Annotated in this window: 30 protein-coding genes and 1 other annotated feature; of the genes, 7 read left to right on the top strand and 23 right to left on the bottom strand. The window is 34.1% G+C overall.

What is annotated here, in order from left to right; genetic code table 11:
* Window positions 1-81: 81 nt before the first annotated feature.
* Window positions 82-338: a binding site (T-box leader), on the bottom strand.
* A 383-nt stretch (window positions 339-721) separates the two neighbouring features.
* Entirely contained in the window at window positions 722-1,426 is a 705-nt protein-coding gene (locus JFU18_RS01805) for a class I SAM-dependent methyltransferase (protein ID WP_137058584.1), read from the top strand.
* Window positions 1,427-1,487: 61 nt separating this feature from the next.
* Here the strand turns inward: JFU18_RS01805 and JFU18_RS01800 are convergent, their stop codons facing one another.
* Window positions 1,488-2,414, bottom strand: coding sequence for an NADP-dependent oxidoreductase (locus JFU18_RS01800; RefSeq protein ID WP_201031157.1), 927 nt, complete (start codon window positions 2,412-2,414; stop codon window positions 1,488-1,490).
* Window positions 2,415-2,650: 236 nt separating this feature from the next.
* Here JFU18_RS01800 and mleBCA point away from each other — a divergent pair, with 236 nt between their 5' ends.
* Window positions 2,651-3,508, top strand: coding sequence for a BCA family alpha/beta fold macrolide esterase (gene mleBCA, locus JFU18_RS01795; RefSeq protein WP_201031158.1), 858 nt, complete (start codon window positions 2,651-2,653; stop codon window positions 3,506-3,508).
* Window positions 3,509-3,787: 279 nt separating this feature from the next.
* Here the strand turns inward: mleBCA and JFU18_RS01790 are convergent, their stop codons facing one another.
* Window positions 3,788-4,123: a hypothetical protein gene (locus JFU18_RS01790; protein ID WP_098635764.1), complete on the bottom strand. Its 336-nt coding sequence runs from the start codon at window positions 4,121-4,123 to the stop codon at window positions 3,788-3,790.
* An 11-nt stretch (window positions 4,124-4,134) separates the two neighbouring features.
* Window positions 4,135-5,304: a ParM/StbA family protein gene (locus JFU18_RS01785; protein WP_002013097.1), complete on the bottom strand. Its 1,170-nt coding sequence runs from the start codon at window positions 5,302-5,304 to the stop codon at window positions 4,135-4,137.
* 209 nt (window positions 5,305-5,513) lie between these two features.
* Between JFU18_RS01785 and JFU18_RS01780 the strand changes: the two genes are divergently transcribed.
* On the top strand, window positions 5,514-5,918 hold the full coding sequence (locus JFU18_RS01780; RefSeq protein WP_012261049.1) for a hypothetical protein: 405 nt from the start codon (window positions 5,514-5,516) through the stop codon (window positions 5,916-5,918).
* 41 nt (window positions 5,919-5,959) lie between these two features.
* On the opposite strand, the gene JFU18_RS01775 is transcribed toward JFU18_RS01780, so the two are convergent.
* The 6 genes from JFU18_RS01775 to sleB all read right to left on the bottom strand — a co-directional run bounded on the left by JFU18_RS01775 (window position 5,960) and on the right by sleB (window position 10,387).
* Window positions 5,960-6,496 carry a DUF1697 domain-containing protein gene (locus JFU18_RS01775; protein WP_201031159.1) on the bottom strand — a complete coding sequence of 179 codons (537 nt, stop codon included), beginning with the start codon at window positions 6,494-6,496 and terminating at the stop codon, window positions 5,960-5,962.
* 164 nt (window positions 6,497-6,660) lie between these two features.
* Window positions 6,661-7,158 (bottom strand): GNAT family N-acetyltransferase, encoded by a 498-nt coding sequence (locus JFU18_RS01770; RefSeq protein WP_201031160.1) that lies wholly within the window; start codon window positions 7,156-7,158, stop codon window positions 6,661-6,663.
* 27 nt (window positions 7,159-7,185) lie between these two features.
* On the bottom strand, window positions 7,186-7,542 hold the full coding sequence (locus JFU18_RS01765; RefSeq protein WP_002127693.1) for a hypothetical protein: 357 nt from the start codon (window positions 7,540-7,542) through the stop codon (window positions 7,186-7,188).
* 104 nt (window positions 7,543-7,646) lie between these two features.
* Window positions 7,647-8,243 (bottom strand): YhcN/YlaJ family sporulation lipoprotein, encoded by a 597-nt coding sequence (locus tag JFU18_RS01760; protein WP_201031162.1) that lies wholly within the window; start codon window positions 8,241-8,243, stop codon window positions 7,647-7,649.
* A 26-nt stretch (window positions 8,244-8,269) separates the two neighbouring features.
* Entirely contained in the window at window positions 8,270-9,610 is a 1,341-nt protein-coding gene (ypeB, locus tag JFU18_RS01755) for a germination protein YpeB (RefSeq protein ID WP_201031163.1), read from the bottom strand.
* Between the two features lie 15 nt (window positions 9,611-9,625).
* Window positions 9,626-10,387 carry a spore cortex-lytic enzyme gene (sleB, locus tag JFU18_RS01750; RefSeq protein WP_085311475.1) on the bottom strand — a complete coding sequence of 254 codons (762 nt, stop codon included), beginning with the start codon at window positions 10,385-10,387 and terminating at the stop codon, window positions 9,626-9,628.
* A 145-nt stretch (window positions 10,388-10,532) separates the two neighbouring features.
* On the opposite strand from sleB, the gene JFU18_RS01745 reads away from it, so the two are divergent.
* Entirely contained in the window at window positions 10,533-10,865 is a 333-nt protein-coding gene (locus JFU18_RS01745; protein ID WP_002032720.1) for a DUF3889 domain-containing protein, read from the top strand.
* Window positions 10,866-10,920: 55 nt separating this feature from the next.
* Here the strand turns inward: JFU18_RS01745 and JFU18_RS01740 are convergent, their stop codons facing one another.
* The 5 genes from JFU18_RS01740 to kynU form a co-directional block, all read right to left on the bottom strand.
* Window positions 10,921-11,556, bottom strand: coding sequence for a Pr6Pr family membrane protein (locus tag JFU18_RS01740; protein WP_085311477.1), 636 nt, complete (start codon window positions 11,554-11,556; stop codon window positions 10,921-10,923).
* Between the two features lie 20 nt (window positions 11,557-11,576).
* Window positions 11,577-12,494, bottom strand: coding sequence for a serine hydrolase domain-containing protein (locus JFU18_RS01735; RefSeq protein WP_201031164.1), 918 nt, complete (start codon window positions 12,492-12,494; stop codon window positions 11,577-11,579).
* A 126-nt stretch (window positions 12,495-12,620) separates the two neighbouring features.
* Complete coding sequence (gene kynA, locus JFU18_RS01730) at window positions 12,621-13,460, bottom strand: tryptophan 2,3-dioxygenase (RefSeq protein WP_044444363.1); 840 nt, start codon at window positions 13,458-13,460, stop codon at window positions 12,621-12,623.
* Between the two features lie 33 nt (window positions 13,461-13,493).
* Window positions 13,494-14,123: an arylformamidase gene (gene kynB / locus JFU18_RS01725; RefSeq protein ID WP_201031165.1), complete on the bottom strand. Its 630-nt coding sequence runs from the start codon at window positions 14,121-14,123 to the stop codon at window positions 13,494-13,496.
* A gap of 2 nt (window positions 14,124-14,125) precedes the next feature.
* Complete coding sequence (gene kynU, locus JFU18_RS01720) at window positions 14,126-15,412, bottom strand: kynureninase (protein ID WP_002168240.1); 1,287 nt, start codon at window positions 15,410-15,412, stop codon at window positions 14,126-14,128.
* Between the two features lie 159 nt (window positions 15,413-15,571).
* Here kynU and JFU18_RS01715 point away from each other — a divergent pair, with 159 nt between their 5' ends.
* The gene (locus tag JFU18_RS01715) at window positions 15,572-16,183 is read left to right on the top strand and encodes a TetR/AcrR family transcriptional regulator (RefSeq protein ID WP_002136674.1); all 612 of its coding nucleotides are present in this window, start codon (window positions 15,572-15,574) and stop codon (window positions 16,181-16,183) included.
* Between the two features lie 47 nt (window positions 16,184-16,230).
* On the opposite strand, the gene JFU18_RS01710 is transcribed toward JFU18_RS01715, so the two are convergent.
* From JFU18_RS01710 to JFU18_RS01685, 6 genes are all read right to left on the bottom strand, one after another.
* Complete coding sequence (locus JFU18_RS01710) at window positions 16,231-16,470, bottom strand: DUF3953 domain-containing protein (RefSeq protein WP_201033905.1); 240 nt, start codon at window positions 16,468-16,470, stop codon at window positions 16,231-16,233.
* Window positions 16,471-16,491: 21 nt separating this feature from the next.
* Window positions 16,492-16,737: a DUF3977 family protein gene (locus JFU18_RS01705; protein WP_078185616.1), complete on the bottom strand. Its 246-nt coding sequence runs from the start codon at window positions 16,735-16,737 to the stop codon at window positions 16,492-16,494.
* A gap of 115 nt (window positions 16,738-16,852) precedes the next feature.
* A complete protein-coding gene (locus tag JFU18_RS01700; RefSeq protein WP_201033906.1) occupies window positions 16,853-18,703 on the bottom strand; it encodes a sigma-54-dependent Fis family transcriptional regulator in 1,851 nt (616 codons plus the stop codon).
* A 314-nt stretch (window positions 18,704-19,017) separates the two neighbouring features.
* Complete coding sequence (locus tag JFU18_RS01695) at window positions 19,018-19,356, bottom strand: NIPSNAP family protein (protein ID WP_002127705.1); 339 nt, start codon at window positions 19,354-19,356, stop codon at window positions 19,018-19,020.
* Window positions 19,329-19,925, bottom strand: a complete 597-nt coding sequence (locus JFU18_RS01690; RefSeq protein WP_085311489.1) for a GNAT family N-acetyltransferase — start codon at window positions 19,923-19,925, stop codon at window positions 19,329-19,331. Before JFU18_RS01690 ends, JFU18_RS01695 begins: the two co-directional genes overlap by 28 nt.
* A 12-nt stretch (window positions 19,926-19,937) precedes the next feature.
* The gene (locus tag JFU18_RS01685) at window positions 19,938-20,708 is read right to left on the bottom strand and encodes a DeoR/GlpR family DNA-binding transcription regulator (protein ID WP_201031168.1); all 771 of its coding nucleotides are present in this window, start codon (window positions 20,706-20,708) and stop codon (window positions 19,938-19,940) included.
* A 251-nt stretch (window positions 20,709-20,959) separates the two neighbouring features.
* On the opposite strand from JFU18_RS01685, the gene JFU18_RS01680 reads away from it, so the two are divergent.
* Window positions 20,960-21,451 carry a hypothetical protein gene (locus JFU18_RS01680; RefSeq protein WP_060751402.1) on the top strand — a complete coding sequence of 164 codons (492 nt, stop codon included), beginning with the start codon at window positions 20,960-20,962 and terminating at the stop codon, window positions 21,449-21,451.
* Between the two features lie 49 nt (window positions 21,452-21,500).
* Here the strand turns inward: JFU18_RS01680 and JFU18_RS01675 are convergent, their stop codons facing one another.
* Window positions 21,501-22,157, bottom strand: coding sequence for a DUF4085 family protein (locus tag JFU18_RS01675; protein WP_201031169.1), 657 nt, complete (start codon window positions 22,155-22,157; stop codon window positions 21,501-21,503).
* Between the two features lie 220 nt (window positions 22,158-22,377).
* Here JFU18_RS01675 and JFU18_RS01670 point away from each other — a divergent pair, with 220 nt between their 5' ends.
* Complete coding sequence (locus tag JFU18_RS01670) at window positions 22,378-22,971, top strand: hypothetical protein (RefSeq protein ID WP_201050207.1); 594 nt, start codon at window positions 22,378-22,380, stop codon at window positions 22,969-22,971.
* Window positions 22,972-23,139: 168 nt separating this feature from the next.
* Here JFU18_RS01670 and lpdA read toward each other — a convergent pair whose 3' ends face one another.
* Together lpdA and JFU18_RS01660 are read right to left on the bottom strand one after the other, a co-directional pair.
* The gene (lpdA, locus tag JFU18_RS01665) at window positions 23,140-24,519 is read right to left on the bottom strand and encodes a dihydrolipoyl dehydrogenase (RefSeq protein WP_201031170.1); all 1,380 of its coding nucleotides are present in this window, start codon (window positions 24,517-24,519) and stop codon (window positions 23,140-23,142) included.
* 15 nt (window positions 24,520-24,534) lie between these two features.
* Complete coding sequence (locus JFU18_RS01660) at window positions 24,535-25,734, bottom strand: dihydrolipoamide acetyltransferase family protein (RefSeq protein WP_201050206.1); 1,200 nt, start codon at window positions 25,732-25,734, stop codon at window positions 24,535-24,537.
* Between the last annotated feature and the right edge of the window lie 15 nt (window positions 25,735-25,749).

Genomic DNA, 25,749 nt, shown 5'->3' with positions numbered 1-25,749 from the left:
GTTACTCACCTCAATTGTATTTTTGTTTTCACATTTTCAGTTTTATGCAATAAAAAAACTCCCACCCCCAAGATTATTCATCTTGAGGACGAGAGTTATTAACTTCGCGGTACCACCTCAGTTTGTTAATACGTCACCATATTAACCTCTTCAGGTACGGCAAAACATGCTTATACCCTATCTCTATAACGGGAGAACCCGTCGCACCATCCCTAAATGAATTAGTTCCTTGCGCAGCTCCAAGTCTTTTTTCATTAAGATTTTTACCTCTCCTTCTCAGCTACCGGAGCTCTCTGTATGTATTCATTCTTAACTACTCTTCTCTTCAATGCCATTTTGAATATTAGTTTTTACATATGATAATTTATAACGTATATATTGTCAAATTTTTCTGAATGAAAATTAATAACACATATTTTCTCTATCTAAAAATGCATTATTCCTTCAAGTTGAATGTTGTGACTACATCATCACACCATTATGTCACTTTCGGTTTCTCTTTAAATCGCTTATACTTTTCACTCCCTTCATATACTCGCAATATATTTTCACATAAAACATCATATACTTCTTCCTCCTCATAGTTATATGCTATTTTCGAGCAATGTGAGAAGGCTTTCGTTTTTTCACAGTACATCTTTTTTATGCCAATCCAACAAAAGGTTTACCTATATTTTTATCGAACTTTATATGTATCTTTAATGAATTGAGGTCAATCACTATGAACAGAATCGATTACATAAGACAAGAAGAGAAAAAGTATCACGCTCTTTGCTATGAACAATATAAATTATTCGAAGCAGGATCTTGGCTTTATAAACCTGTTAAAACAGTTATGGACATGCTGAACTATCTTGAAGAACAGAAAGACCTACAAATACTTGACCTTGGCTTTGGTGTCGGTAGAAACAGTATTCCGATTGCACAAAAAATTATGAATAGTGGCGGCACTGTTACTTGTGTTGATCTACTTAATTCGGCTTTAATGAAGTTACAAGTTTATAGCAAAGAATATGGTGTATTTGAATACATAAAAACGGAACAAGCAGCAATTGAAGACTACTATATTGCTCCTAATACTTATGACTACATCATTGCAGTATCAAGTTTAGAACATGTTAGATCAATAGACGATTTTAAAAAAGTGCTTCACACTATGAAAAAGGGGACAAAGAGTGGCGGTATCAATTGTTTAATCGTTAACTCTAACATTCAAGAAATAGATTTAGAAACAGGAGAAGAATTAGATGCTTTAATTGAAATTAACCTTTCTACGGAAGAAATGATACGTACACTAAAAAGCGTTTATAACGAATGGAAAGAAGTAAAAGTTGAAATAAAAAATTTAGCGTATGATATTGTACGAAACGGTAAACACATTCAATTAAATACGAATGCGATTACTTTTGTCATGCAAAAATTATAGTATATACGAGTGGTGACTATTTTCATTTCATATAGTCACCACTCGTATATTTATGTAAATATCATTCCATCGTAATTACAATTTTCCCTCTAACATGCTGACTTTCACTTAAAATATGAGCTCCTCTAATTCCTTCTTCATTAAACGGAACAACCTTACTGATGATAGGTTTAATTTTTCCATGCTCAATCAAAACAGATAATTCGTCCAATTGCTTCCCGCTTGGTTTCAACCATAAAAACCCTGATTTTATGCCCTTTACTTCATGACGTGGTTCATGAACGATAGAAACTAGAACACCACCAGATTTAATAATTTGAAAACTTTTTTCTTGTACTTCTCCGCCGATTGTATCTAACACAATATCATAATCTGATAGTAGCTCTTCAAATTTATCTTTTTTATAATCAATAACAAGGTCAGCACCTAAAGACTTTAAAAACTCTTCATTTTTACTACTTGCAGTTGTTGCGACAAAGGCCCCAAATGATTTTGCGATTTGAATTGCAAAACTCCCTACTCCGCCCGCTCCAGCATGAATTAATACTCGGTCATTTTCTTTTATTTGTGCGTAATCAACAAGACTTTGCCAAGCTGTTAGTCCTGCAAGAGGTATAGATGCTGCTTCTTCAAAATTAAGATTATTAGGCATTTGCGCTACTAAATTTGATTTCACTGTAATGTATTCAGAATAAGAACCTTTCCCTATATTTTCAGGTTTCGTAAACACTTTATCTCCTATTTTAAAATGATTCACATCTTCTCCAACTTCTTCAACTATTCCAGCAACATCTAATCCTAATGTAATTGGAAATGAAAATCGCAACTTTTCTTGTAAGTCTCCCTTTCTTATTTTCCAATCAACAGGATTGACAGATGTTGCGTGTATACGTATTAATACTTCATTACATTTAACAACTGGTTTAGGAACTTGTCTTTCTTGTAATTCTTCAACACTACCATATTGATCAATAACAATTGATTTCATTTCCTCTCCCCCTTGCTGTTTATTTTAATAACAAACAATTATTTTTCAAAATTTTTCGCCTTGAATGAAAATAAATATGTTTGGAGGTGATATTTATGCTACTCTACTAATTAAGCATCATGAGTGCAAAAAACATTTATTTCACTTAAATACAATCTAATTTACGCCTAAGAAACACCCAAAGTTATATTTCTCTTTATTTATTAATGACCTTTAAATGAAACGGAGAGTGTGCTATGAGTGAACAAGTTTTCAAAGTAAACGGTATTGATATATGTACAGAAAGCTTTGGAAATCCTAATAACCCAGCAATATTATTAATTATGGGAGCTACGTGTTCAATGGTTTATTGGGATGAAGAATTTTGTGAAAGGTTGGCTAGCACAGGAAGGTTTGTCATTCGCTATGATAACCGTGATGTTGGGCGTTCTGTTACATATGAGCCTGGGACTTCCAATTACACTGTAGCAGATATGGCTGAAGATGCAATCGGAGTACTCGATGCGTATCATATTGACAAGGCACACCTTTTTGGCATGTCATTAGGCGGTATGATTGCTCAAATTGCTGCAGTAAAACACCCAGAAAGAATTTTGACCTTAACATTACTAGCAACAAGCGTTATTGGATCTGATAACAATACTCGTGATTTGCCTCCAATGGATGAAAGAATTTTGACACATCATGCTAATGGTGCAAATTTAGATTGGACAAATAAAGATGTTATAGCGAAATATTTAATTACAGGATCACGTCTACTATGTGGATCAAAGCGTATATTTGATGAAGCAAGAACTTTAAAACAAGTAGAGCAAGAAATAGAACGTGCTAACAATCTATTAAGTATGTTTAATCACGCCCTCCTTACAGGTGATGATTCTTATGAAGGTATACTAAAGTCGTTACTAGTACCTACTTTAGTAATTCATGGTACGCACGATACAGCTCTTCCACTTGAACATGGACTCGCCCTTATTGATGAAATTCCGAACTCAAAGCTATTATCCCTTGAAGGTACAGGGCACGAGATTCATCCCGATGACTGGGATAAAATTATTAAAACAGTTTCAGAACATATATCCCGTATAAGATAAGAACAACTATTAGAAGGGGCACAAATTGTTTTGCCCCTTCTATTTATCCCGCATTTGTGGGCAGTAAAACTCCCACCTCAAAATTCAGCTGAAGCAAAGAAATTAGGTGGGAGATAAACTGCCCGTAAACGCCCGATTGGTGAAGGCTAATAATCAGTGGGGGATGAACAAAACCCCCACTGATTATAGTTTCACTTTATAAAGATTACGATACAATAACAAAAACCCATCACTGCATTCGTATGTATAGTGATGGGCTCTACCTATATTTTTTTATGCTTAAAAAAATGGACAATCTAACTGGTCAACAGATTCCCACGATTTTTTTTTAAAATTTTCTGTGGATTTACTATTTTCTAGTGGTACGTGTTTAAATGGATTCATTTCAACTTTTAATAGAGATGATGGTTCTATATATAAAGAAAAAACATGGCTACTTGGCAAGGTTTTTGATACATCAATATCTCCTACTTGTTTAAATAATTGTTGGGCCGCAAAGAAAAAGAAATTAGTTGGATTAGATTGTTTATTAAGCCAAGCAATCATTTCAGGCGATACTGATTTATTAATATTAATTTTCACTCGATCACCACGTTTATATCGCCTAGATCGCATACTTCCACCAACTAACTTATCGTTAAGTTTGTAAACCCTAACTCTTTTTGCTTATGCTCTCTATATTTTGGCGAGCATGTATATACTAATAACCCGCGAGCATTGGTGAATAACGGGTTATCTACAAAAATCACATTTTTCAAGCGTCCTTTTTGTTTCAAAATCATTTTTAAGCTATTTTTAATAATAACTGCGCCCCCACCATAAATAAATACATATGGATCGTCTTTCATATCATCAATTTTGTTAATAATATCCGTTGCGACACGTGCTGCTAAACCTAAAAATGCTGGCTGCGATTCCTCAACTAACAATGCATTTCTTGGGTGCTTTTCATTTAAATAAATTTGGTTAAATTCTGTAATGCTATCAATTGTTTTCGTAGGATATTTCCGATTCCATCTCGTAATAATTTGTAGTAACGTTTCTTTTACACCATATGATAATCCTTTACTTAATTGCGGACGGAAATTTACCCCTAATGAAACAACTTCTTCCGTTGTCCCCGCGCCAATATCAAAAGACAATAAAGTTTTATCTACAAAATCAATTTCTGAAACTTGATTTTGTTCACATTCTATTTTATGTTTCACAACATTTCCTTCCTCATCATATACAATCCCCCACGTCCCAGAAGCGCCTTCAGGTAGACATTTACAAAACTCAATAGAAACATTAATCGTAACATCGCGTCCATTTGGATAATGGAATATGACCTTGTGATTACCCATATACCGTTTCGCATTTTCAGCAGCAATTTCCTGTGTAATAAGTTGCATTGGAAGAGCAACAGATAAATCATAACGAATATTAATATGACTTGAAGTTGGACTTTGACGCATAGCACTTATCGCTAAACCTGAAAGGATTGTAATGACCATTAATTCATCAGTCGATTTATTTGATTTTTTCTCCACTTCAGTACCTTTTAATTGATCTTGAATCACTTTTTCTCCAACGATGTATCGTACATTATTTAACATTAGCGATGGAGAACTAATGGTCACATCAATGTGATTCTCTAATTCTGACGATGAAACTTCACCCTCATCTAACAACCCCGTAGACTCACCTATATATAAGGAATAAATACTCGGAATAAAAATAGGTTCCTGCCCTTTCACCATTAACTTCAAACCATTATTTCCTGCATCTGCACCAGCTTTTAAAAGAATAGACATAACTACCCCCTAAATTAATCTGACATCCCTTCCAAATATATGCGAGCCCATTCTTTTACATTCAAATGTAATTTAATTTTTTATTTATCCCAAAAATAAAAAATTATAAACACTCACTTCATATGTAAAAAATATTTGACATAAGACTTTTCCAATTTTATACTATGGATGTAAAGAGTTTTTTACAAAAGTGGAGGTGCAATTATATATTGAATACTAAAAAAATTATTTTTGTAATCATAACTTTATCTTTAATCGCTATACTTGTACATGGCACATACAAATACATAACTGAAGGTTCAATTTTGGGCGGGACTATTTTCGCTGCCTCTTTAATACTTAGTAATTTAATAAATCATATTACATGGGGAGATCCAAACGGAGTATCGGAAGAAAGTCAAGATGAGATGGGACAACAAATTACCTATAAAAGCTTTAAAATCGCGTATTTCGTGCTTGTAGGTGTTATGTTCCTTATATTACTCTGCTCGGAAGGATTTTCTATGGGTTCCAATTTGGATGGTGTAAAAAACCTTCCACTCTTTATTGCACTCTGTTCATCCTTTCTTATTTTCCCAATTGTTGAACTCATTGTCGCCAAACAATATAAATAAAAAAAGTGGTTTTCTAAATGCAGAAAACCACTTTTTTATGTTTAAATACCTTCTGCTATTGCTTTCAGCTTATTCACAGTCCGCCAGTTCCTTACTGTAGCTGGCGTATGTAATTTTTGAAACTGGTTCATTAGTTTAGAATTCCGAATGCTTTTTTTGAAAAATAAATACACTACTCTTCCTTCGATATGGCAATCTTCTATGTCACTTTTGTACATAAGTAACCGCTTACTGTCTTCTTCAGAAAGTGGATTAGCTAAAAAGGCCACATGTACACTTTCTCCTTCTAATAACGAATTGGTCTCGTAAGGACACTTTTTAATAATATTAATAAATTCATCATTTGCTCGTAACATGACTGGAACATTGAAATCAAAAACGTTCTTAATTTCACATTCAATTCGTTCCTTTAAAAAACTTATCTCTTCTTCTGACTCAAACACTACATTTCCACTTTGAATATATGTTTTCACTCTTTTTAACCCTATTGATTCAAACATTATTTTCAAATCTGCCATTTTGATTACTTTATGTCCACCTACATTAATTCCCCGTAGTAGTGCAATATAAATTGTCATATGATTACCCCTCACGTATTTAAATGCTTAACAATCGAATTGTTTTGCACCTTCATGCTTCTCGAATACTTACTTTAATACATCTAACATATCATGTACGGAAAATATCTCAAATTAAAAAACTTACTACATGATTTTTTTCAAGAGTAAGCTTTTTTATCTCATTATCTCGTTATAGGTAAATGTAATATGAATTGTTGTCCAATTGGTCCCATTCTTCTAAACCCTTTATATTGAAATCCAACTTTCTCATATAACTTTTGTGCCGGAATATTTTTTTCATTTACAGCAAGAATCACTTCATTTTTTACTGGATAATAATATTTTACAAAGTCTTGTAATAACGCCAATGATTTTTTAGCATATCCTTTATTTTGTTTATTGTGATTAATAGAAAAAGAAGTTAAAAGTATAGCATCCTTATTTTCTGTAAACTCCTGTACCCTATCACCTGTTTGTAATATAAATACACCGACAGGTACTCCGTTATAGTCTAAAATAACAACTACATTTTTCGTTCGATCATTTTTCGCTTTCTCCAGTAATTCACCTGGATTCGCCGTAAATTGAACTTGTTCACTTGGTAAAGTAAATGATTGTATTATCTCTTTATACTGCTCCTTATATGGAACTAATTGTATTTCCCCTGTATGTATGTTCATGCTTAACTCTCCCACTCCTTCAAGTTATTAACTTAAACCTTGCTGTGTTTTAGAATGCACTTTTCCATCCAAAAATGTTATTTTAGCAAATGATTTTGGATCGTTTCCTTTCCAAGCAAAAATTTGCTTAATTCGTGTAGAATGTTCTTCCCCTTCTTCTATGAGTAAATCCCCTTCAAAACCGATTAAATCTTTCACTTCTAAATAAGTCATTCCTTCATTAATATTTGAGAAATGATTTATATTAATGGTCTCTTGCTTTTTATTTTCCGTTATAGTAGAAGACATAGCTGTTTTCTTCTTCACTTCTTTCTTCTGGTCACACGCTGTCATACTAAAACCTATGCATAAACTACCTAATATGAGTGCGCTTTTTTTCATCATAACGGCTGTCCCTCCCCTCATTATTAAACCATATATTCCCTTAAAAATAAACTGAATATTTAATCTTAAAGAAAAACCCCGTACAATTTAGTACGGGGTTTTCACTATTTTTTCAAATGGTTATTTGACTGATCTTCTTGTTCTTTTCGTAGTTCTTGTTCTTCATCTTTTGGTAATTGTTTATCATTATCTTTAATCGGATTCGTTTCTCTATTTTCAATCATATCATTTGGAACTTGCGGCATTACTCGGCCAACAATTGCTGCTAATTCATCAAGTATACCTTCACCAGTTTTACCTTTTTTAATTTGCTTCCCTATTTGTTTTAGTCGTTCATACGTATCGACATCTGCAACAACGACTGCATTTGCACCGTTTGGGTCATTCTTCAAACTCTCTGCAACAGAATACTTAATTGACTCAACGCGAGTTCGATCAAGTTTCGCTTTCACATCAATACCTACAACAGCATACTTGCCAACTACTACTGCTGTCGCATCGTTTACACCAGGTATACTTGCAGCTAAAGATGCCAGATGATCAGCTGCTTTTTCATTTGGCTTATTTGAATTATTTGTATACGTAACATTTTTCATCGAGACATTTTTTTGTTCTGGCTTTTCATTAGGATTGTCTTTTTTTCCAATGCTACATCCAGTAATAACGAAACAAAGCATTAACATATATATAATGATTTTCATTATTTTCACCACTTTATCATTGATGTTTAATCATAAATTTTCTCAACAGCTTGCATCTTCTTCACTTTTTCTTCTGCACCGCTATTTGCGTTAATGAAAATTTGGTACGTATCTTTCCCTAAAGTACCAATATATTCATAACAAAGTACTTCATTATGCAAGTCATTTACTACTACAGCTTTACGTTCTTCCATAACTTTTACATCGGGGTTAATTTTCTTTCTCGCCTCAGCAGCGGTTAGCTTCGCACTCGGAATCGTTCGTTTTTGATGTGATGCTAAATATTCCTTTGCGGAAAAACCAACAATCGCTCCATCATCTAAAGCAATTTTCATTTGGATTGCTTCTGGATAAATACGCACTCCATTTTCATTTACAACGTACGTAAACACACCGATATTATCATATTGAGAACTATCAAACAGCTCCATATTTGTAAACTTGTGATCCTTTAAAAATGTTAATCCTTTACTTCCTGCATCATTTAAACTGATTTTTTGCTCTTTAATTTCTCGGTTGTTCATTACCCAAATTGGATATCCACCTTTTCCGGTAATATCCATATAATACTCATTGTTCGTTGCTGGATCTTGAATTTTCACACTGTAGAATGATTCTTTTGCACCTTTTCCACTTTTCTCAACTTCTACTTTTTCATTCCCTTTTAAGTTTAAAAATGATTTCGCGATTTTTTCCGCTTCCGCTTTCGAAATCGCCTTTCCTTTTGCTTCAAATCCGCCTTTTTTATTCTTTTGTGCACTTGTAAAAGTCGGTCCAAAGTTTGTGGACGAGTATGATGTTACATTCTTTTCTACCGTCTTTAATCCATCGATAATTGTGTTATCTGCTGGATCTTGGTTTGACGCAAGAGCCATTTCTACATCCATCCAACGAAGATTATTTTTCAATACAAGATGCTGCACTTTTCTCAGTTCATCTTGTATATTTCCTGCATTTGAATATAAACCTTGTAACGTTTTATATTCTTGATCATTTAACGGATCTTTTTCTAAATCACGAACCGCTGCACGATAACTAAAATCACCGATTTTCGCAAGGAACTCTTCCGTTTTATTAAATGGCATTAATGTTAAAGGTAATTGTCCTACATCAGAACGAGCCTCTGATGTTAAACGCCATACATCTACTAAAGCTGGCGATAATGAGGAACGTGAATTCATCGCCAGTGTTGTTCCAATTTTATCGTGTAATAAATCAACTTCATATGCTAAATCATGAAACGCACGCTGATAACTATTTTCTGCTCGAATTAATACTGCATTTTTCTCTTGATGCTCTTTATAGCCCCAATAGCCTGTTCCGACTACACCTACTGTTAACAATACGATGATAATACCTCGTAACATGTTTCCACCTCCGCTCTATTTACAGAAAATATGCTTACCAATTTTTTTAATTTGTGGACGAGTCCAAATCCATTTACTTGTCGCAGTATCTGGGTTGAAATAATATAATGCATTCCCAGTTGGGTCCCATCCATTGATCGCATCTAATACGGCTTTTTTCGCATTTTCATTTGGCGTTAAATATATTTGTCCATCTGCTACTGCTGTAAATGCTCTCGGCTCAAAGATTACTCCTGAAACAGTATTTGGAAATGATGCACTTGTGACACGGTTTAAAATAACCGCAGCTACTGCAACTTGTCCTAAATACGGCTCACCACGGGATTCTCCGTATACAGCGTTTGCCATTAACTGAATGTCATTTTGAGAATAACCGTTTGGAACATTTGTCCCTGTACTTTTTGGCGGCTTATTTTCCTGTGTACCTCCACCACTGTTCCCTTTATTAGCGGTCGACTTATCATACTTCGTTGCCTTTACAAGCATTTGCTTCGTTTTAGCACCCGCTAAACCATCAACTGGCAATCCGAATTTTTGCTGAAAGTTTCGAAGCGCCCAATATGTACCCCATCCAAAAACACCATCAACTTTCCCCGTATAAAATCCGTTATATTTCAAACGAGTTTGCAGTTCAATGACATCTTCTCCAGATGCCCCTCTTTGAATCACTTGATTAGAAAAGGCTTCTACATTTTTGGTTTGTATACTACTTACCATTAACGATAGCCCGATAAAGACAAGCAAGATCGCTATTTTAAAAACAGCTTTTTGACGCATGTATTTCCCTCCTTAATTACGGAAATGATTTCATGGTTATGTTTTGTAAAACCCTCGCTTTTATGTAAAGAAGACAAAAAAATCCAAACTTATATGCTTGAAGAAATATGTAAACAATATACAAAAAGAATAAAAGGAGCTTATTATGAAGCGATTCTTCGTACGTACAGCATTTATATTTTTTTTAATAACAACATGTTCAAATATATATACCGACCCATCTATTGTTCACGCACAGCCGCCATATGCAAAATGGGGTAAACTAGCCGTTGAAAAAACGAAAGAACAATATCCGAAAGCTGAGATTATCGATTACCTTCATATAGGTAGACAACCAAAAACTGTTCAAATAACAGTTGAAAAGTTTAAATTATGGCTACGTGAGGGTGGAAAAGAGTATGGTGTTTTTGTGGATGTAGAGTTTGATACGAAAACAGAGGAATTTTTAAAGATGTCCTTTCAGAAGACAAGTCGGTAAAACAAAAAACCTCCGTCTTTACATACAGACAGAGGTTTCTTTATGTACTTCTTCCTTAATAAGGAGGATTATTTTTTATATGCAAAGATCGATTCCCTAACATTTTTACTAATCCGCAAATAGCTCCAATAACAACGGATATCCCTATACTATATAACAATACTCTCCCATATCCACCTATTCTCGGATCTAAAAACGGATATGGGTACCAATTCACGAATGGCCCGCGTATTAAGCTATAGACAACATATAAAAGCGGGAAAACAAGCCAACTAGCAGCCTGTTTCAATGTAATGGTCTTCGTAGGTGGATTTATAACCCAATCTAAAATCATCGCTAACGGCATGATGTAATGAAGCACAGTATTTACCCACGGTATCGGTGTTTGAAGTGACTCTTCTAATCCCCTTAATAACAAAAAATAAATAAGTCCTGTTGTCAGTATGTATACTGTAGCTGCGCCGCGAAGAACTCCAAACTGCTCGGAACGTCCAAATAGGGCTGTCCCCAAGCTACTAAATAGTAGAATTACCGCCACTAAAATATTACTTTCAATTGTGAAGAAACTAAAAAAGTTAACTGGATTGAACGGTTTCACTTGTGCCCTTGTAACAAATTGAGTAATAAGTGCACTAAACGCTAGAAGACTTAATAACAGTCTATAAATCGCTATCATCTTTGCACTCCTCATAAAACACCTCATTTCTCTTCTTACTTATAATCGGAATTCTCTTTTATGTGCTCTATAAATAACTTTAATGGTACGAGGCCACGTTTTGGCATGTGGCTACTAATTACAGCTACGAGCTCTAACTGCGGAATGATAATAATGTATTGCCCTCCGTATCCCATAGCAAAATATATACAATACGGTATGTGAAATCTTTCGTTATTTAATACCCACCAGTGATATCCATATGCTCCGACATGTTCATACGTTTCGAATAGAGCTGTATTTAATTCTTCTAACCATTTCGATGATACAATATCATTTCCCTTCCAATATCCATTGTTCAAACATACTTTTCCTAACTTTAATAAATCTATAGATTTCATTTTCATACCGAATCCGCCAACATATATACCTTGCGGGTCTTGTTGCCACTCATACTCCGTAATGTTTAACGGCTCAAATAAATACTTTTTCGCGAACTGCTCCGTCGACATTCCAGTTGCTTCTTGAATGATGTAACTAAGTAAATGAGAAGAGCCTGAATTATAATTCATTTTCGTACCCATTTCTTCAATGAGCGGCTTTTCTAAAATGTATTGCACCCAATTGTCTGATTCCACAAAATCATTCGGGAAGACAACCCCATTTCCGAACTCTTTCCAATCTTCTCCTGTTGTCATCGTTAATAAATGATACAGCGTTAGTTCCCTCTTTTCCTCCGGCACATTGGGAATCCATGTTGTGATTTGTGCATGTATATTATTTATAAATCCTTTATCAATTGCGATACCAATTAATATTGATACGATACTTTTTGTAATCGAATTAATTTTAAATAAGTCATTTGCACAGTCTATCGTTTTATAGTACTCAGTCGTTAATTCCCCCTTTTGATAAACAAGAAATGTATTAACCTTTTTCTTTTCAAATTTATTTTGTAATTGCTCGAAATTCAAGAAATCTTCCTCCATCTAAATGGTTATGTAATATTTGTAGTTCATCTCGTTCTCTCTATTAAATCATATTTGTTATTAAAACAAAAAAATAAACTTGCCGACATTTAATAGCTGACAAGTTTATTTTTATAATTTCGTTCGAACGTTCCAAAGCTCTGGGAAGAAGCATTGATCAAGCACTCGCTTTAAATAAGATACGCCAGAAGAGCCACCTGTTCCCATTTTATGACCAATAATTCGTTCTACCGTTTTCATATGACGGAAACGCCATTGTTGTAGCCAGTCTTCAATATCGATTAATTTCTCTGCAAGCTGATATAAATCCCAATATTTCTGCACGTCCGCATATACTTCTATCCAAGCCGCTTCTACAGTTGCATCCTCTTCGTAAGGCTGCGTAATATCACGATTTAACACATCTTTATGAATTGGGAATCCTTCTTTAACAAGCGCTTGTATCGCCACATCATACAAACTTGGTGCATGAAGTGCTTTATGAAGACGAGCATGTAATTCTGGGTCCTTTTCATAAATCTTTAATGCATGTGGTGTTTTATAACCAAGTGCATATTCAATCATTCGATATTGATACGATTGAAAACCTGAAGCCTGACCAAGTGAATCACGAAACTCAATATATTCTGATGGCGTTAATGTCGCAAGAATATCCCAAGATTGAATAATTTGCGACTGAATTTTTGATACACGTGCTAACATTTTAAAAGCTGGTGGTAATTTATCTTGTTTAATAGATTCAATTGCAGCATTCAATTCATGTAAAATTAGTTTCATCCAAAGCTCACTCGCTTGGTGGATAACGATAAATAACATTTCATCATGATGATCTGATAATCTTTGCTGACTAGATAATAAGCTATCTAGCTGTAAATACTCTCCGTACGTCATATTCTCCTTAAAATCCGTATGAATCCCTTTTTCCATAATTACCTTTTCATTTTCTTTCATATTAGCCAAACGCCCCTTTGTGTTCATTTCTACTTATATTGGTCTAATAACAGCTCGAACTGGACTCCCATCCGCATCTGTTAATGCAAGTGGTAATGCAATAAGTTCGTAATCGCCGTCTACTACGTGATCGAGTACGATATTTTCTAAAATGTGAATTCCATGTTTAAATAATTGATGATGTGCTGCTAGTTCTTTATCATCTAAAGGATCAACAGAGGGTACATCTACCCCAATTAAACGAATCCCCTTACTTGATAGAAAAGGTGCAATATCAGCACGTAAATACGGGGTTTTTTCTGGGAATTCTTGTGCTTTACCATGTGAAGATGTACGTAATAATAATCGCTCTACACCTTCTAATTTAAAACGTTCTAATTCCTTTTTACCGATACTCTCCAGCCCTGACACATCGATAATTCGTGCTGCGCCTACATATACGTGTATATCTAAATCTAACACCTTATTACCGTCATTATCGAAATGAAATGGTGCATCAATATGAGTACCTGTATGGATACTCATCGTTAACTTTCCGACATTTACTGAACCACTGTCTTCTTTTGACCATGAAACTTCATACGAGAACGGTGTATCCCCTGGCCACGTCGCGATATCATTATTTAACGGTTGCGAAATATCAATCCACTGCGATGTTTTCATGCTTACGCCACAACCTCTCGCTTATTTTCAAAGTTTTTATATTCTTCATTTTTCATAATTTTCTTTAAGATTTGTACAGAGTTCCATACTTCCTCATACGTATTGTATAAAGCAACAGGCGCAAGTCTAACTCCATTTGGAGCTCTAAAGTCTGGAATAACCCCATTTGCTTTTAACGCTTTACAAATACGCGCCGCCTCAGCATGTTCTAAATAAATATGCCCGCCTCGTTTTTCATCCTCTAATGGATTTCCAATTGTAAATTCAAAGCCTTTTAATTCATGTTCAATTAAATCAAGCATATATCTCGTAATATGTAATGATTTTTCACGTAACTTTTCAATACCAGCTTCTTTAAAAATTTCAAGAGAACCGATTAATGGTGCAGTACTTAATACGTGAGGTGTCCCTATTTGATAAGCTCCAGCATGGTCAGCCGCAGTTAATGAATGCTCCATATCAAATTGCTTATCTTTTCTAGAACTAAACCAACCAGATAATCCTGGGAGTCTATTAAAGTGTTTATTATTTACATAAAGGCCTGCAACACCACCAGGACCTGCATTTAAATATTTATAATTACACCATACAGCGAAATCTACATCCCACTCTTTAAAATGATGCGGAATGGAGCCGATTGAATGACATAAATCAAAACCTATATGAATACCACGTTTATGAGCTTCAGCTGTTAATCGCTTCATATCAAGAATTTGTCCACTTCTATATAGTACAGAAGGCAATAATATTAAAGCGATATCATCGGTCATCGCATGAATAATATCATCTTCAGAAAGTGTTCTTCCATCTCGGCTTTTCACTCGTACTAAATGTTCATCTGGATCTAAGCCTTTTAAACGAATTTGACTCTGAAGTGCATAAATATCTGACGGAAAAGTTAATTCATCCGCAAGAATTTTTGTTCGTATTCCTTTTGGCTCATAAAACGTCGCAATAACTTGATGTATATTCGCAGTCGTGGAACCGGTTACAATCGTTTCTTCCGGTAAAGATCCAATAAGAGGTGCTGTCAATTCACCCAATTTCTCCGAAAGGAAAAACCATGGATGCTCACCTTCAGTCCATCCATCAATCCCAAACTCTTTCCATGAATCTAGCAAGGTAAGTAACGATTTCTCTGCTCTTTTTGAAAGCAACCCTAAAGAGTTACCATCTAAATATATTGTTCCTTCTTTTTTATAAAATTCAGATTGAAAATCTTTCAGTTCATCATGTTTATCACATTCAAGCGCATATTCATAAGTTGGTTGAAATGGTTCTTTATACATGGTGTCACCTTCTTTTAATTTTCTTTTTATTCTAACTAATTGAAATATATCACTTAAATTGATATAACGTCAATGATATTATGTCAGTTGACTTTATATACGAACTTCTTTTACAATACAATTATATTTTCAGATATTTCAGTATAAAGAGGTGATTCCTTGAAAAATTCTACTCTTTCAACAAGAAAACACCGCTCCTTAGAAACAAAAAAGAAACTATTACATTCCGGTTATACTATGTTTATAAAAAACGGATTTCAGAAAACTACAATCACGCAAATTATTAAACATGCAGAAACTGGTTATGGAACAGCATATGTATATTTTAAAAACAAAGATGCTCTCCTCGTCGTTTTGATGGAAGATGTTATGAATCGCTTTTATGATATTGCTGATCGCTCTTTTTCCCCTCAAACAAAGGCCGAAGCACGAGATATGATTCAGAATCAAGTGCGCGCTTTTTTACAGTTAGCACAAGAAGAAAGAGCTATATTACAAGTTGTTGAAGAAGCAATAAGAACCTCAAAAGAAATACGTCAAAAATGGGATGAGATTCGCGAACGCTTTGTAACACGGATTATACAAGACATTACTCATTCCCAGGAAAATGAATTAGTACGAACTGAGTTAAATAAAGAGATTGTCGCATGCGGCTGGTTCTCTATGAATGAAACGTTTCTTTGGACAATCGTGCAAAATGATAAAGAACTAGAATTAGAAGAAATTGTACATACTTTAACGGTAATGTATACGACGGGGTTATATAAATAGCACATTATAACCTCAATAAACCGTTACTCAATATGCTTAGTAACGGTTTATTTAAAATATTTTATTAACGATACAATAATACAAAAAAGTGATGTAAGTAATAGCAAAAGCCCCATATTCTTATTCTCTTTTTCATCCTTCTTAACGTTTTGTATCCCCATACCGGCAAGCATACAACCTAAAAGTAATTGTAAAATGAGCATACTTTGCTTCGAATCATCATTCCAACTGTAAATAGAATAGCCCATTATAATAAAAGCGAGTATGAATGTGATAATTCTAATCATAAAAACACCCCCTGTGTGATTCTATTGTTTTAATCTACTCACCATTCCAACAATAAGCTTATACTCAGCTCTACTTTTTCTTACTTTCTTAAAGCCCTCTTTCGTATCAAAAATAAAACACGTTTTCCGAAACCAAATCCGTACATATAAAGACTCAAAATAAATAGGTTTAATAATTCCTCGTTCCTCGAATTCAGTTCCATCTTTATTTTCGGTTTCCGTTCGAATGAACCACCTATTCCCGATTCCAATTTCAATATACTTCACATGCTAACCCCCTTCAGGAAATCTTCTTTCTAATTATTCTATTATTTCCCTGGCAAGCGCACATTCCGACAGAACGTGAGCCCATAAAGAAAAAGTAGATTACAAAAATCTACTTTTATAGCCTGAATTTTTGCATACGTTTATAAAATGTACTGCGTGGCACATCTAATAGTTTTGCAGCTAACGAAACATTTCCATTCGTCTTTTCTAGCGCTTCAATCATGCTATCACGCTGTATTTTTTCACGGAAATTTAATGTATGCTCTGTTTTATTTTCTGCTTGCAATTCAAGTTGATGTTGATTTCCCATCATTGTTTGTAATAAAAAAGAGATTTGTTTTTCGCATATTTCCCGTCCTTGCAACAAAATGTATATGCGTTCTAATACATTTAATAATTCTCGAATATTTCCGGGCCATGTATGCTGTGAAAATTGATTACAAATACTCTTTGGAAATACAACATTCCAATCCTTTCGTTCACAAAAATGTTGTATGAAGTACGGAATATCCTCTTTTCTTTCTATTAACGACGGAACATATAGCGGATAAACATGTAAACGATAATATAAATCTTGACGGAATTTCCCTTCTTCTACTAACCGTAGTAAATCTTTATGTGTCGCAGTAATAATACGAATATTTACTGGTACCTCTTTTGAACTACCAATTGGGGTTACTGTTCGTTCTTGCAAAACACGCAATAATGCCACTTGCATCTCTGGCGGCACTTCACCAATTTCATCTAAAAATATTGTTCCTCCGTCTGCTTGTTCGAATTTCCCTTTATATCCTTGGCGCCGCGCACCTGTAAACGCACCTTCAGCATAACCGAATAATTCACTTTCCATTAATTCTTTCGGTAATGAACCGCAGTTAACAGCTATAAAAGGACCATTTTTTCTTGGACTATTTTCATGAATCGCTCTCGCTACATATTCTTTCCCTACACCTGTTTCACCACATACATATACACTAGCGTCAGTTGGTGAAACAAGCTTAATTTCTTCTAAAGTATGTTGAAATACGCTGCTTGTCCCAATAACTCCAGGGAAAGTAATTCCGTTTATAAACGGGTAAGTAGAAAATAAATTTTCTTGTTTATTTTCCTTTAAGTAAATACATTTCCCAATCATTCTATCATTACTATATACCGGTACCTCTAATTTAGGTTTCAATCCATTGTACATTAAATCTTCAAGTTTCATTCGTGACCAATTACATACTCGTTCACGAACCCTCTTGCTCGCAGAAACGATAACATCACGATGGTTACAAATAACAACTTGTTCATCACTGTCAATTACATCTAAAAAACGATGGATTAAATGCAGTTCATTTTGATGTACTCGAATACTACATTCACGTTCAATCGCATGCGCGATCGAAGTTACCATTCCAAGCATATATGGATGTGAAAACTCAATTGGACAGGAGAAATCTAGAACACCAATTAATTTCCCATCATCATTATGAATCGGAGAGGCCGCACAACTCCAGCTATGAGATGCGACAGAATAATGCTCTGTACCACTTATCATAATAGCCTCTTCAATCTGTAACGCTGTTCCTATCGCATTTGTACCAACAGCTGCTTCCGTCCATTTCACACCTTCAATAAAATTAATATGCTTCGCTCGTTTCAACGTTTGCTGATTCCCACTTAATGATAGAACATAACCATCTGGATCAATTAATAATGCCATCATTTGCAGTTCATCAATGGTTTTTCTCATATTTTGTATTTGAGGTATTGCTATATCAAGGAAGATTTCACTCTTTTTCTTTTGATCCTGAAAAATATTAGAAGTCAAAATTTTCCGACCTTTATTCATGTGAGGATTCACATTTGCTTGTTTACATCGATGCCATGACTCTGAAATTCTTTCGTTTATACGGTTCGAATCAAGGACTCCTTCATCAACAAACTTTTTCCATGTATGTAAGTAAAACGGTGAAGCTAACATTGTATCATCTCCCCTATTAATTGTTTTGGAGATTTATAAAACATACTTTTATTATAAAACTGAATAAAAGCGTTTTCAATAAAACTAGAAAGATGACACAAATACGTTAATAATTTGAATATCTTAATGAACTTCTTTATTCTTTTTTAGTAGAACTATATTTTGTATAATGGACGCAAAGAAAATACATAACCAAAACCACTTTTGTGGATTGCCGTTTATAAAGAAAACTATCACCGCTATTGCAAATAAAATGGTGGATGCTAAACTAAAATATAATTTTGTTTTAATTCCCATTATTCCTCACCCCTCTATCACTTTACAGTACATACTAACTCTTCATTTTTTAACTCTAATATGTACTCCTGTAAAACATATTCTTTCCCGCCATGTTTTTCATACCAATCATGTATTCTTTTAACATGTATCTTGTCGCTTCTAATTTTTGATTCAATTTCTTTATACTGTTCATAACTATCATATTCCCATATTGCAAATACTTCAGTCGTACCATCATTATTATCTTTCATCCAACGTCCTATTAGACGAGAACCATATTTTATTTGATTAGGTAAATTAGTATCATTGAAATGATCATTAAATATTTCTATGAATTCATTTTTTACTACATAGTATTTCCTTCTGTAAAACATACTTCTTCACCTCTTTTATGAAAAGTATCAGTAAACCTTCCCATTACTACCGTATTATAATACTTACCATCCGACAGTTTTTTATCATTTTTTAGAATACCTTCTACCTCCAAACCTAATTTTTTATAAAGTTGGATGGCTTTTTCATTTGTCTCTAACACTTGCAATGATATCTTTTTCACTTCATTTTCATCAGCCCACTGAATAGATTGTTGCAATAGACTCTTACCCATTCCATATCCCCAAAACTCTCTTAAAATACAAACACCAAACTCTACTTTATGGGATAATCTCTTCAAATTTGATCCTTCACATCTCGAAAATCCTACGATTCGGTTGTGCACTTCTGCAACTAAAAAAAGATTCTTCATCTCTTCAATATCTGTTTTTACTATTTTTTGAAACCCTATCTTATCAATAAACCCCTCTCCAGCTTCTCTATCCATATTTTCAGTTTCGCCATCGATCTGAACTCTAATTTCTGATAACTGCTCAGCATCCGCTTCAGCTGCAGAACGAATTGTATAAGTTAATCCATTTATATGAAACTCTTGTCCTTTTATAATCATTTCAAACTCCTTTTAGATGCAGTCTATTGATGCTATTACAATTTCTTTACCTTGTTTCTCAAATTGTTGAATCGTTTCTTTACTAGCCTCTTCATCAGTTATTATAAGGTCAATTTCTATCAGTGACTCTCCTTTTATAAAGCAGTCTATTCCGAGTTTATTATGAGGAGCTAAACAAATATTTCTTCTAGCAATTTTACTTACTGTTTTTCCAAAATAAGCAACTTCCGGTGTCGCAGTACTTATACCATCCAATGAAATACCGCCACCTGTAGAGAAATAAAGATCAATAGAGAATCTACTTATAAATTCAGAGGCCAGTGTATCTGTCATATTTCCTGATGGTTTCACTTTTCCACCAATTAAGTACGTATCAATGTTCTTATATTCCCGTAACTTACTAGCAATTTCTAAAGCATTCGTAATAACTGTAAATGATGTTTCAGGTAAATACTTTAACATGGCATAATGAATGGAAGCCCCGCCAATAAAAACGGAATCTCCTTCTTGTATGTAGGATACAGCAACTTTCGCAATCGCATCTTCATCTATTGAACTATCACGATAACGTTTCGATGGTTCGGCAGCTAAGTTTCTCACTCGCGTAAGTTCAACTGCACCTCCGTGCGTTCTTTTTAATAAACCATCCTTCTCCATAATAGACAAATCTCTTCTTATAGAATCAATAGACATATCAAAACTTTCCGCAAGATCCTTTGCGATTACTCTTCCATCTTTCTTAAGTAACTCTAAAATTTTCTCTCTACGCTCTTCAGTGAACATGTTATCACCACCATTATTGAAGATTCAGAAATTTAATCTTTATTTTAATTATATGCATGCTTTTTCTGTATTACAATATTTTCAATTCTTATTTATTCAGCTTTATACAGTTTTTCTCCCTCTTTCTATCCCATTAACTTGAAAACGAAATAAATGTATATTTGCATATTCCACAAACATACTTCCATTTACCTTCCTGTTGATGTAAAATTATTCCTATGTTTTACTTTTTAATACAGAAAGGGATTACTATGAAATCTATAATTAAAGTAACTTGTACAGCATTATTATTTACAGGAATAATGGCAGGATGTAGTGGAAATACTGCACCAAAACAAGAAAAGAGCGCTTTTGAAAAGAATGCAATGCACTATGGGGAAATATTTAAAAACGAATACTATAGAGCAACTGTTGAAAATGCAAAATTCGATAAAATAGACAAAGAGTGGCGTCTCACAGCTCGCGTTACTATAAATAATGCTCGTGCTGACGGACAAACGATAGATCTTTCAGAAATAAAATATTTCATAAAAGATGAAAAAACGGGTGAAAAATACGAAGGTGAATTTATACAAAATGAAAATGCTAAAAAGGTTCCATCTGAGTTTTCTTTAACTACCGACATTGTATTTAATATGAAAACTTCTCCAAAAGATTTAAATAATATGTATTTATACATAGATAGCAAAGCTGCGCCGTTAACAGATACATATTGGAAACTTGATAATTTAGCATCTAAATAAAAAACAGTCATATAAGACTGTTTTTTTGTTTGTAAAGTTATAAAGTTTACTAGTTACCTTTCTCAAGCAATATATCTTTTGCACAAATCGTCACTTCTTCAAATGGGCCATCAAATAAAACACCCAATTCGAAACCTTCATTAGTAAGATCTATTTCATGACATAACCACCAAGCACCTTCAAAATTTTCCGGAATAGAACATTTCGTTACGCCTGTAAAAGTTACTTCCAGTTTGTCAAATTCACTGAAAGTACCACTGCAATCTAAAGTAATAATTAGCGTATCTTTTGATCTTCTCTCTACTGATTTGACTACACTGTCATGTAGTGAGTATTCATGTAGTTGAACGACATTCTGCGCGAGCTTTTCTTTTATAGCATTATAATTATCTATATAAGCTTGTTCTAAATCATTCATTCTTTTCTCATAATCTTCTGTCCAATCAAGCATAAATTTCTTTAACTTTTCTGATGGGTATTCTGACTTAATTGTATTGTCATAAATGTATGGATGTAGTGACTTAGGTAGAAACTTTAATAAATCTTCTTTCTTTTCTTCCACGTCTTCTCTCAAACTTTTCTTATAATCCATTCCTACCTTTTCGCTCTCTCGCAAAATCTCTTCCCATTCTTCTAATGTTTCTGAGAAAATTAAAAATCCAGATACTTGCATTTCTTTATACCAATCTTTATTGAAATATTTCAATGGCTTTCCTCCTAAAACATTTTAACATCCAACAAAAGCAATATATCTATTTATTATATCATTCCAATAACTATTTTTTCTAAAGAATAAATGCAAAACTGTAAATATTCCGCCTATTATTTCTAAAACTTCAGAATATTTACAAAAATGCGAAATTAGAATACATTTTACATGTACAAGTTTTACCTGTACAAAAATCTAAACAAAAAGGGATGGTTATATGTTGAAGAAATTAGTAGCAGGGACATTAGTAGCAGGTTTTGCATTAACTGGAGGATTAGGAGTAGTAAGTGCTGCAGAAAAAGATAATACAATTAAATCATTTGATTATTTAAAAGTTGATGAAAAGAATGTTAATTCATTCACAAAATTAAGCAATCAATCAAAAAAAGACATCCAAATTACTATGGTACTACCTAAGCAAAATGAAAATGGAGATTGGTTAGCTTATGGCTTTACTAGCAGAGAAACATTGAATGCTTTTATTGAAAAGGATAAAAAGGCACTTAAAAATCAAATTAACCCTTTAGGTAGTGGTGCTGGTAGTACCGATTTTTATGAGCATCAAAATAAAGGTGGACAGTATATTTATTGGAGCAGTGGCTTTAAAAACCTATCTTCTAGCTGGAACGACAGAATTTCTTCTGTAAGTACAGCTTCACCTTCTGCAAGTTATTCAACAACGCTATGGGAACATTCTTCAACTCAAGGATATGGAAAAGGTGTCTCCTTTAGACACTCTGATTGGTATGGTCAAACTGCTAATTTAGCTGCAGATTGGAACGATATAACTTCAGCTATTGAAATTAAATAGTAACAGCGCATTTCAATTAAATAAGTGAAGAAGTTTCAAAATCACTATACTCTCATCGATTAAAAAAACATGAGAGTATAGTGATTTTTCTAGTATCTTTTTATACATATTGCTACTTAAATATTATTTACTAAAAAGACCAGTCCTATTAGACTGGTCTTTTTACCTTCAAGCATGTACAGCATGTCCTACCGCCTGCAATAATGCTTCATGGATTGCTTCAGATAAAGTTGGATGTGCTGCAATATAATCTCTCATTATATCAGCGGTTACTTCTGTATGAATCATCACCGTTCCTTGTCCGATTAGTTCGGTTGCACGAGCACCGATAATAGAAATCCCTACAATTTCTTGATATTTAGGTTCCACAATAACTTTTACTTTCCCCGTTTGTTCTCCAATAATAAGCGCTTTTCCGTTCGCTGTAAATGCGAATTCTCCGATGAGGATGTCACCGTATTGCTCTCTTGCTCCTTTTTCTGTTAAACCGACACTAGCAATTTCTGGAGCTGTATAAATACAGCGAGGTACAGCATGATAGTTTACTTTTACATCTTCTCCGCTCGCGTGTAATGCCGCTGTCGTTCCTTCATGGAAGGCAACGTGAGCAAGCTGTATTCCACCAATCACATCACCCGCTGCGTAAATATGTGATCTGTTTGTTTGCATATGTTCATTCACAGAAATTCCTTTATTTGAAAATTCAATGCCTGCTTTTTCTAAATCTAATTCTTGTACACGTGGTTTTCGACCGACAGAAACGAGAACAAATTCCGGATTGGCTTCTTGGATACTTCCTTCATATTCAAATGAAGCCTGCTTCTTATAATTATTTAATCCTTTTAAAGCAGCTCCTGTAAATATTTTCACGTCACCTTTTTCTAGTTTCTCTCTTAAAATATTTGCGATATCTTCATCTTCACCAGGTAATAATTGCGGTGCCATTTCAACAATCGTAACTTTTGTTCCAAGACGACTATAAATACTTGCAAACTCGCAACCTATTACACCACCACCAACGATTAATAATGATTTTGGTATATTTTCTAGGGACATTGCATGACTACTATTTAAAATCCACTTCCCATCAAATGGAGCAAAAGGTAATTCAGTTGATTCTGATCCTGCCGCTATAATAAACTGGTCTCCAACTACTACATCTTCTTTATCACCATGTGTAACTCGCACACGGTGATCCGTTTCAAATTTCGCTTTACCTTGTATAACTTTTATTTTATTTTTCTTCATTAAATATTGTATACCTTGTACGAGTTGCGTAACAATTTGTAATTTTCTCGTCTGTATTTGTTTCCAATCAATTGATATATTCTGCTTATCTACTAATACTCCAAAACGATTCGCATGATTAACAATATCGTATACTTCCGCACTTTCTAACAATGATTTCGTAGGCATACAACCGACATTTAAACAAGTCCCGCCAAGATCAGCTTCATCAATAAGAGTGACATCTTTTCCATTTTGAGCCGCGGTAATTGCCGCTACATAACCAGCAGGTCCGCCCCCAATAACAACTAAATTACTCATTTTCTCACCTTCTCTTTATAAAAGAATTGTTACAGGTTCTTCTAAATAACGTTTAATTGTGCGTAAAAATGCAGCTGCTGGTGCACCGTCTAGTACACGATGATCGAATGTTAAACTTAAAGGTAACATACTTCCTTTTCTTAATTTTTTCCCTTTATATACAGGAACATGTTCAATTGCACCTACACCTAAAATACCAGTTTCAGGTGTATTTAATACTGGCGTAAAATATTCAATACCGAAGCTACCTAAATTACTAATTGTAAATGTTGTCCCTTGCATATCATCACTACTTAAACTGCCTGCTCGTGCCTTTTGTGCCACATTTTTAATCTCTTTAGATAACTCTACTAAAGATAGATTATTAGCAAAGCGAATAGCTGGAACGACTAATCCTTTTTCTAACGCGACCGCCATACCTAAATGAACATGTTCAAATTGATGAATGGCATCATTTATATACGCGCTGTTCATTTCTTTATGCTCACGAAGTGCTAATACAACAGCGCGTGCGATGAAATCTGTAATTGTTAATTTATTTTCATAGCGTTTTTGCACAAATTCAGCCATATTTTTATGTAAAGCAACTAAATCTGTAACATCTACTTTCATCGTTAATGTTAATTGCGCACTATTTTGTAAGCTTGCATGCATGCGAGTTGCGATCTCTTTACGCATACCAGTAACAGGAATTTCTTTACTTTCTTCTTGTTCAAGTACTTCTGGAATTGCTACTCTTTCTTCAAGCGCCTTTAATACATCTACCTTTGTAATTCTTCCGCCAGGTCCTGTACCAATTAATGATCTAATATCGAGATTTTCAGTTTTTGCAATTTTCTTTGCAACTGGAGATATTTTAATTCTTTGCTTCGTCACATCTATCGCATATGGTTCTGGATGTTGTACCTTTTTAGGTTCTGGATTAGATGCTTTTTCTTCTACAACATGTATGTTTTCATGAACTTCTACTTTTTCGTTTGGTTTACCGATGTAGCAAATTACAGTACCCGGCGGCACTCCCTCATCTTCACTTACAGCTATATCAAGAACAGTTCCGTCAGCTGGTGCTTCTATTTCAGTTTCGATTTTTTCCGAGTTAATACTAGCAATTAGTTCACCTTTTTCTACATTATCACCTGCTTTAATATTCCAGCTCGTAATAATACCTTCTTTCATCGCCATACCTAACTTCGGCATTACAACTTCTACGGCCATGTTTCTCTCTCCCTT

The organism is Bacillus sp. TH22, assembly GCF_016651015.1.
GTDB lineage: Bacteria > Bacillota > Bacilli > Bacillales > Bacillaceae_G > Bacillus_A > Bacillus_A mycoides.
Note: the sequence above shows the minus strand (reverse complement) of the source record. Positions and strands in the feature narration are given on the sequence as shown.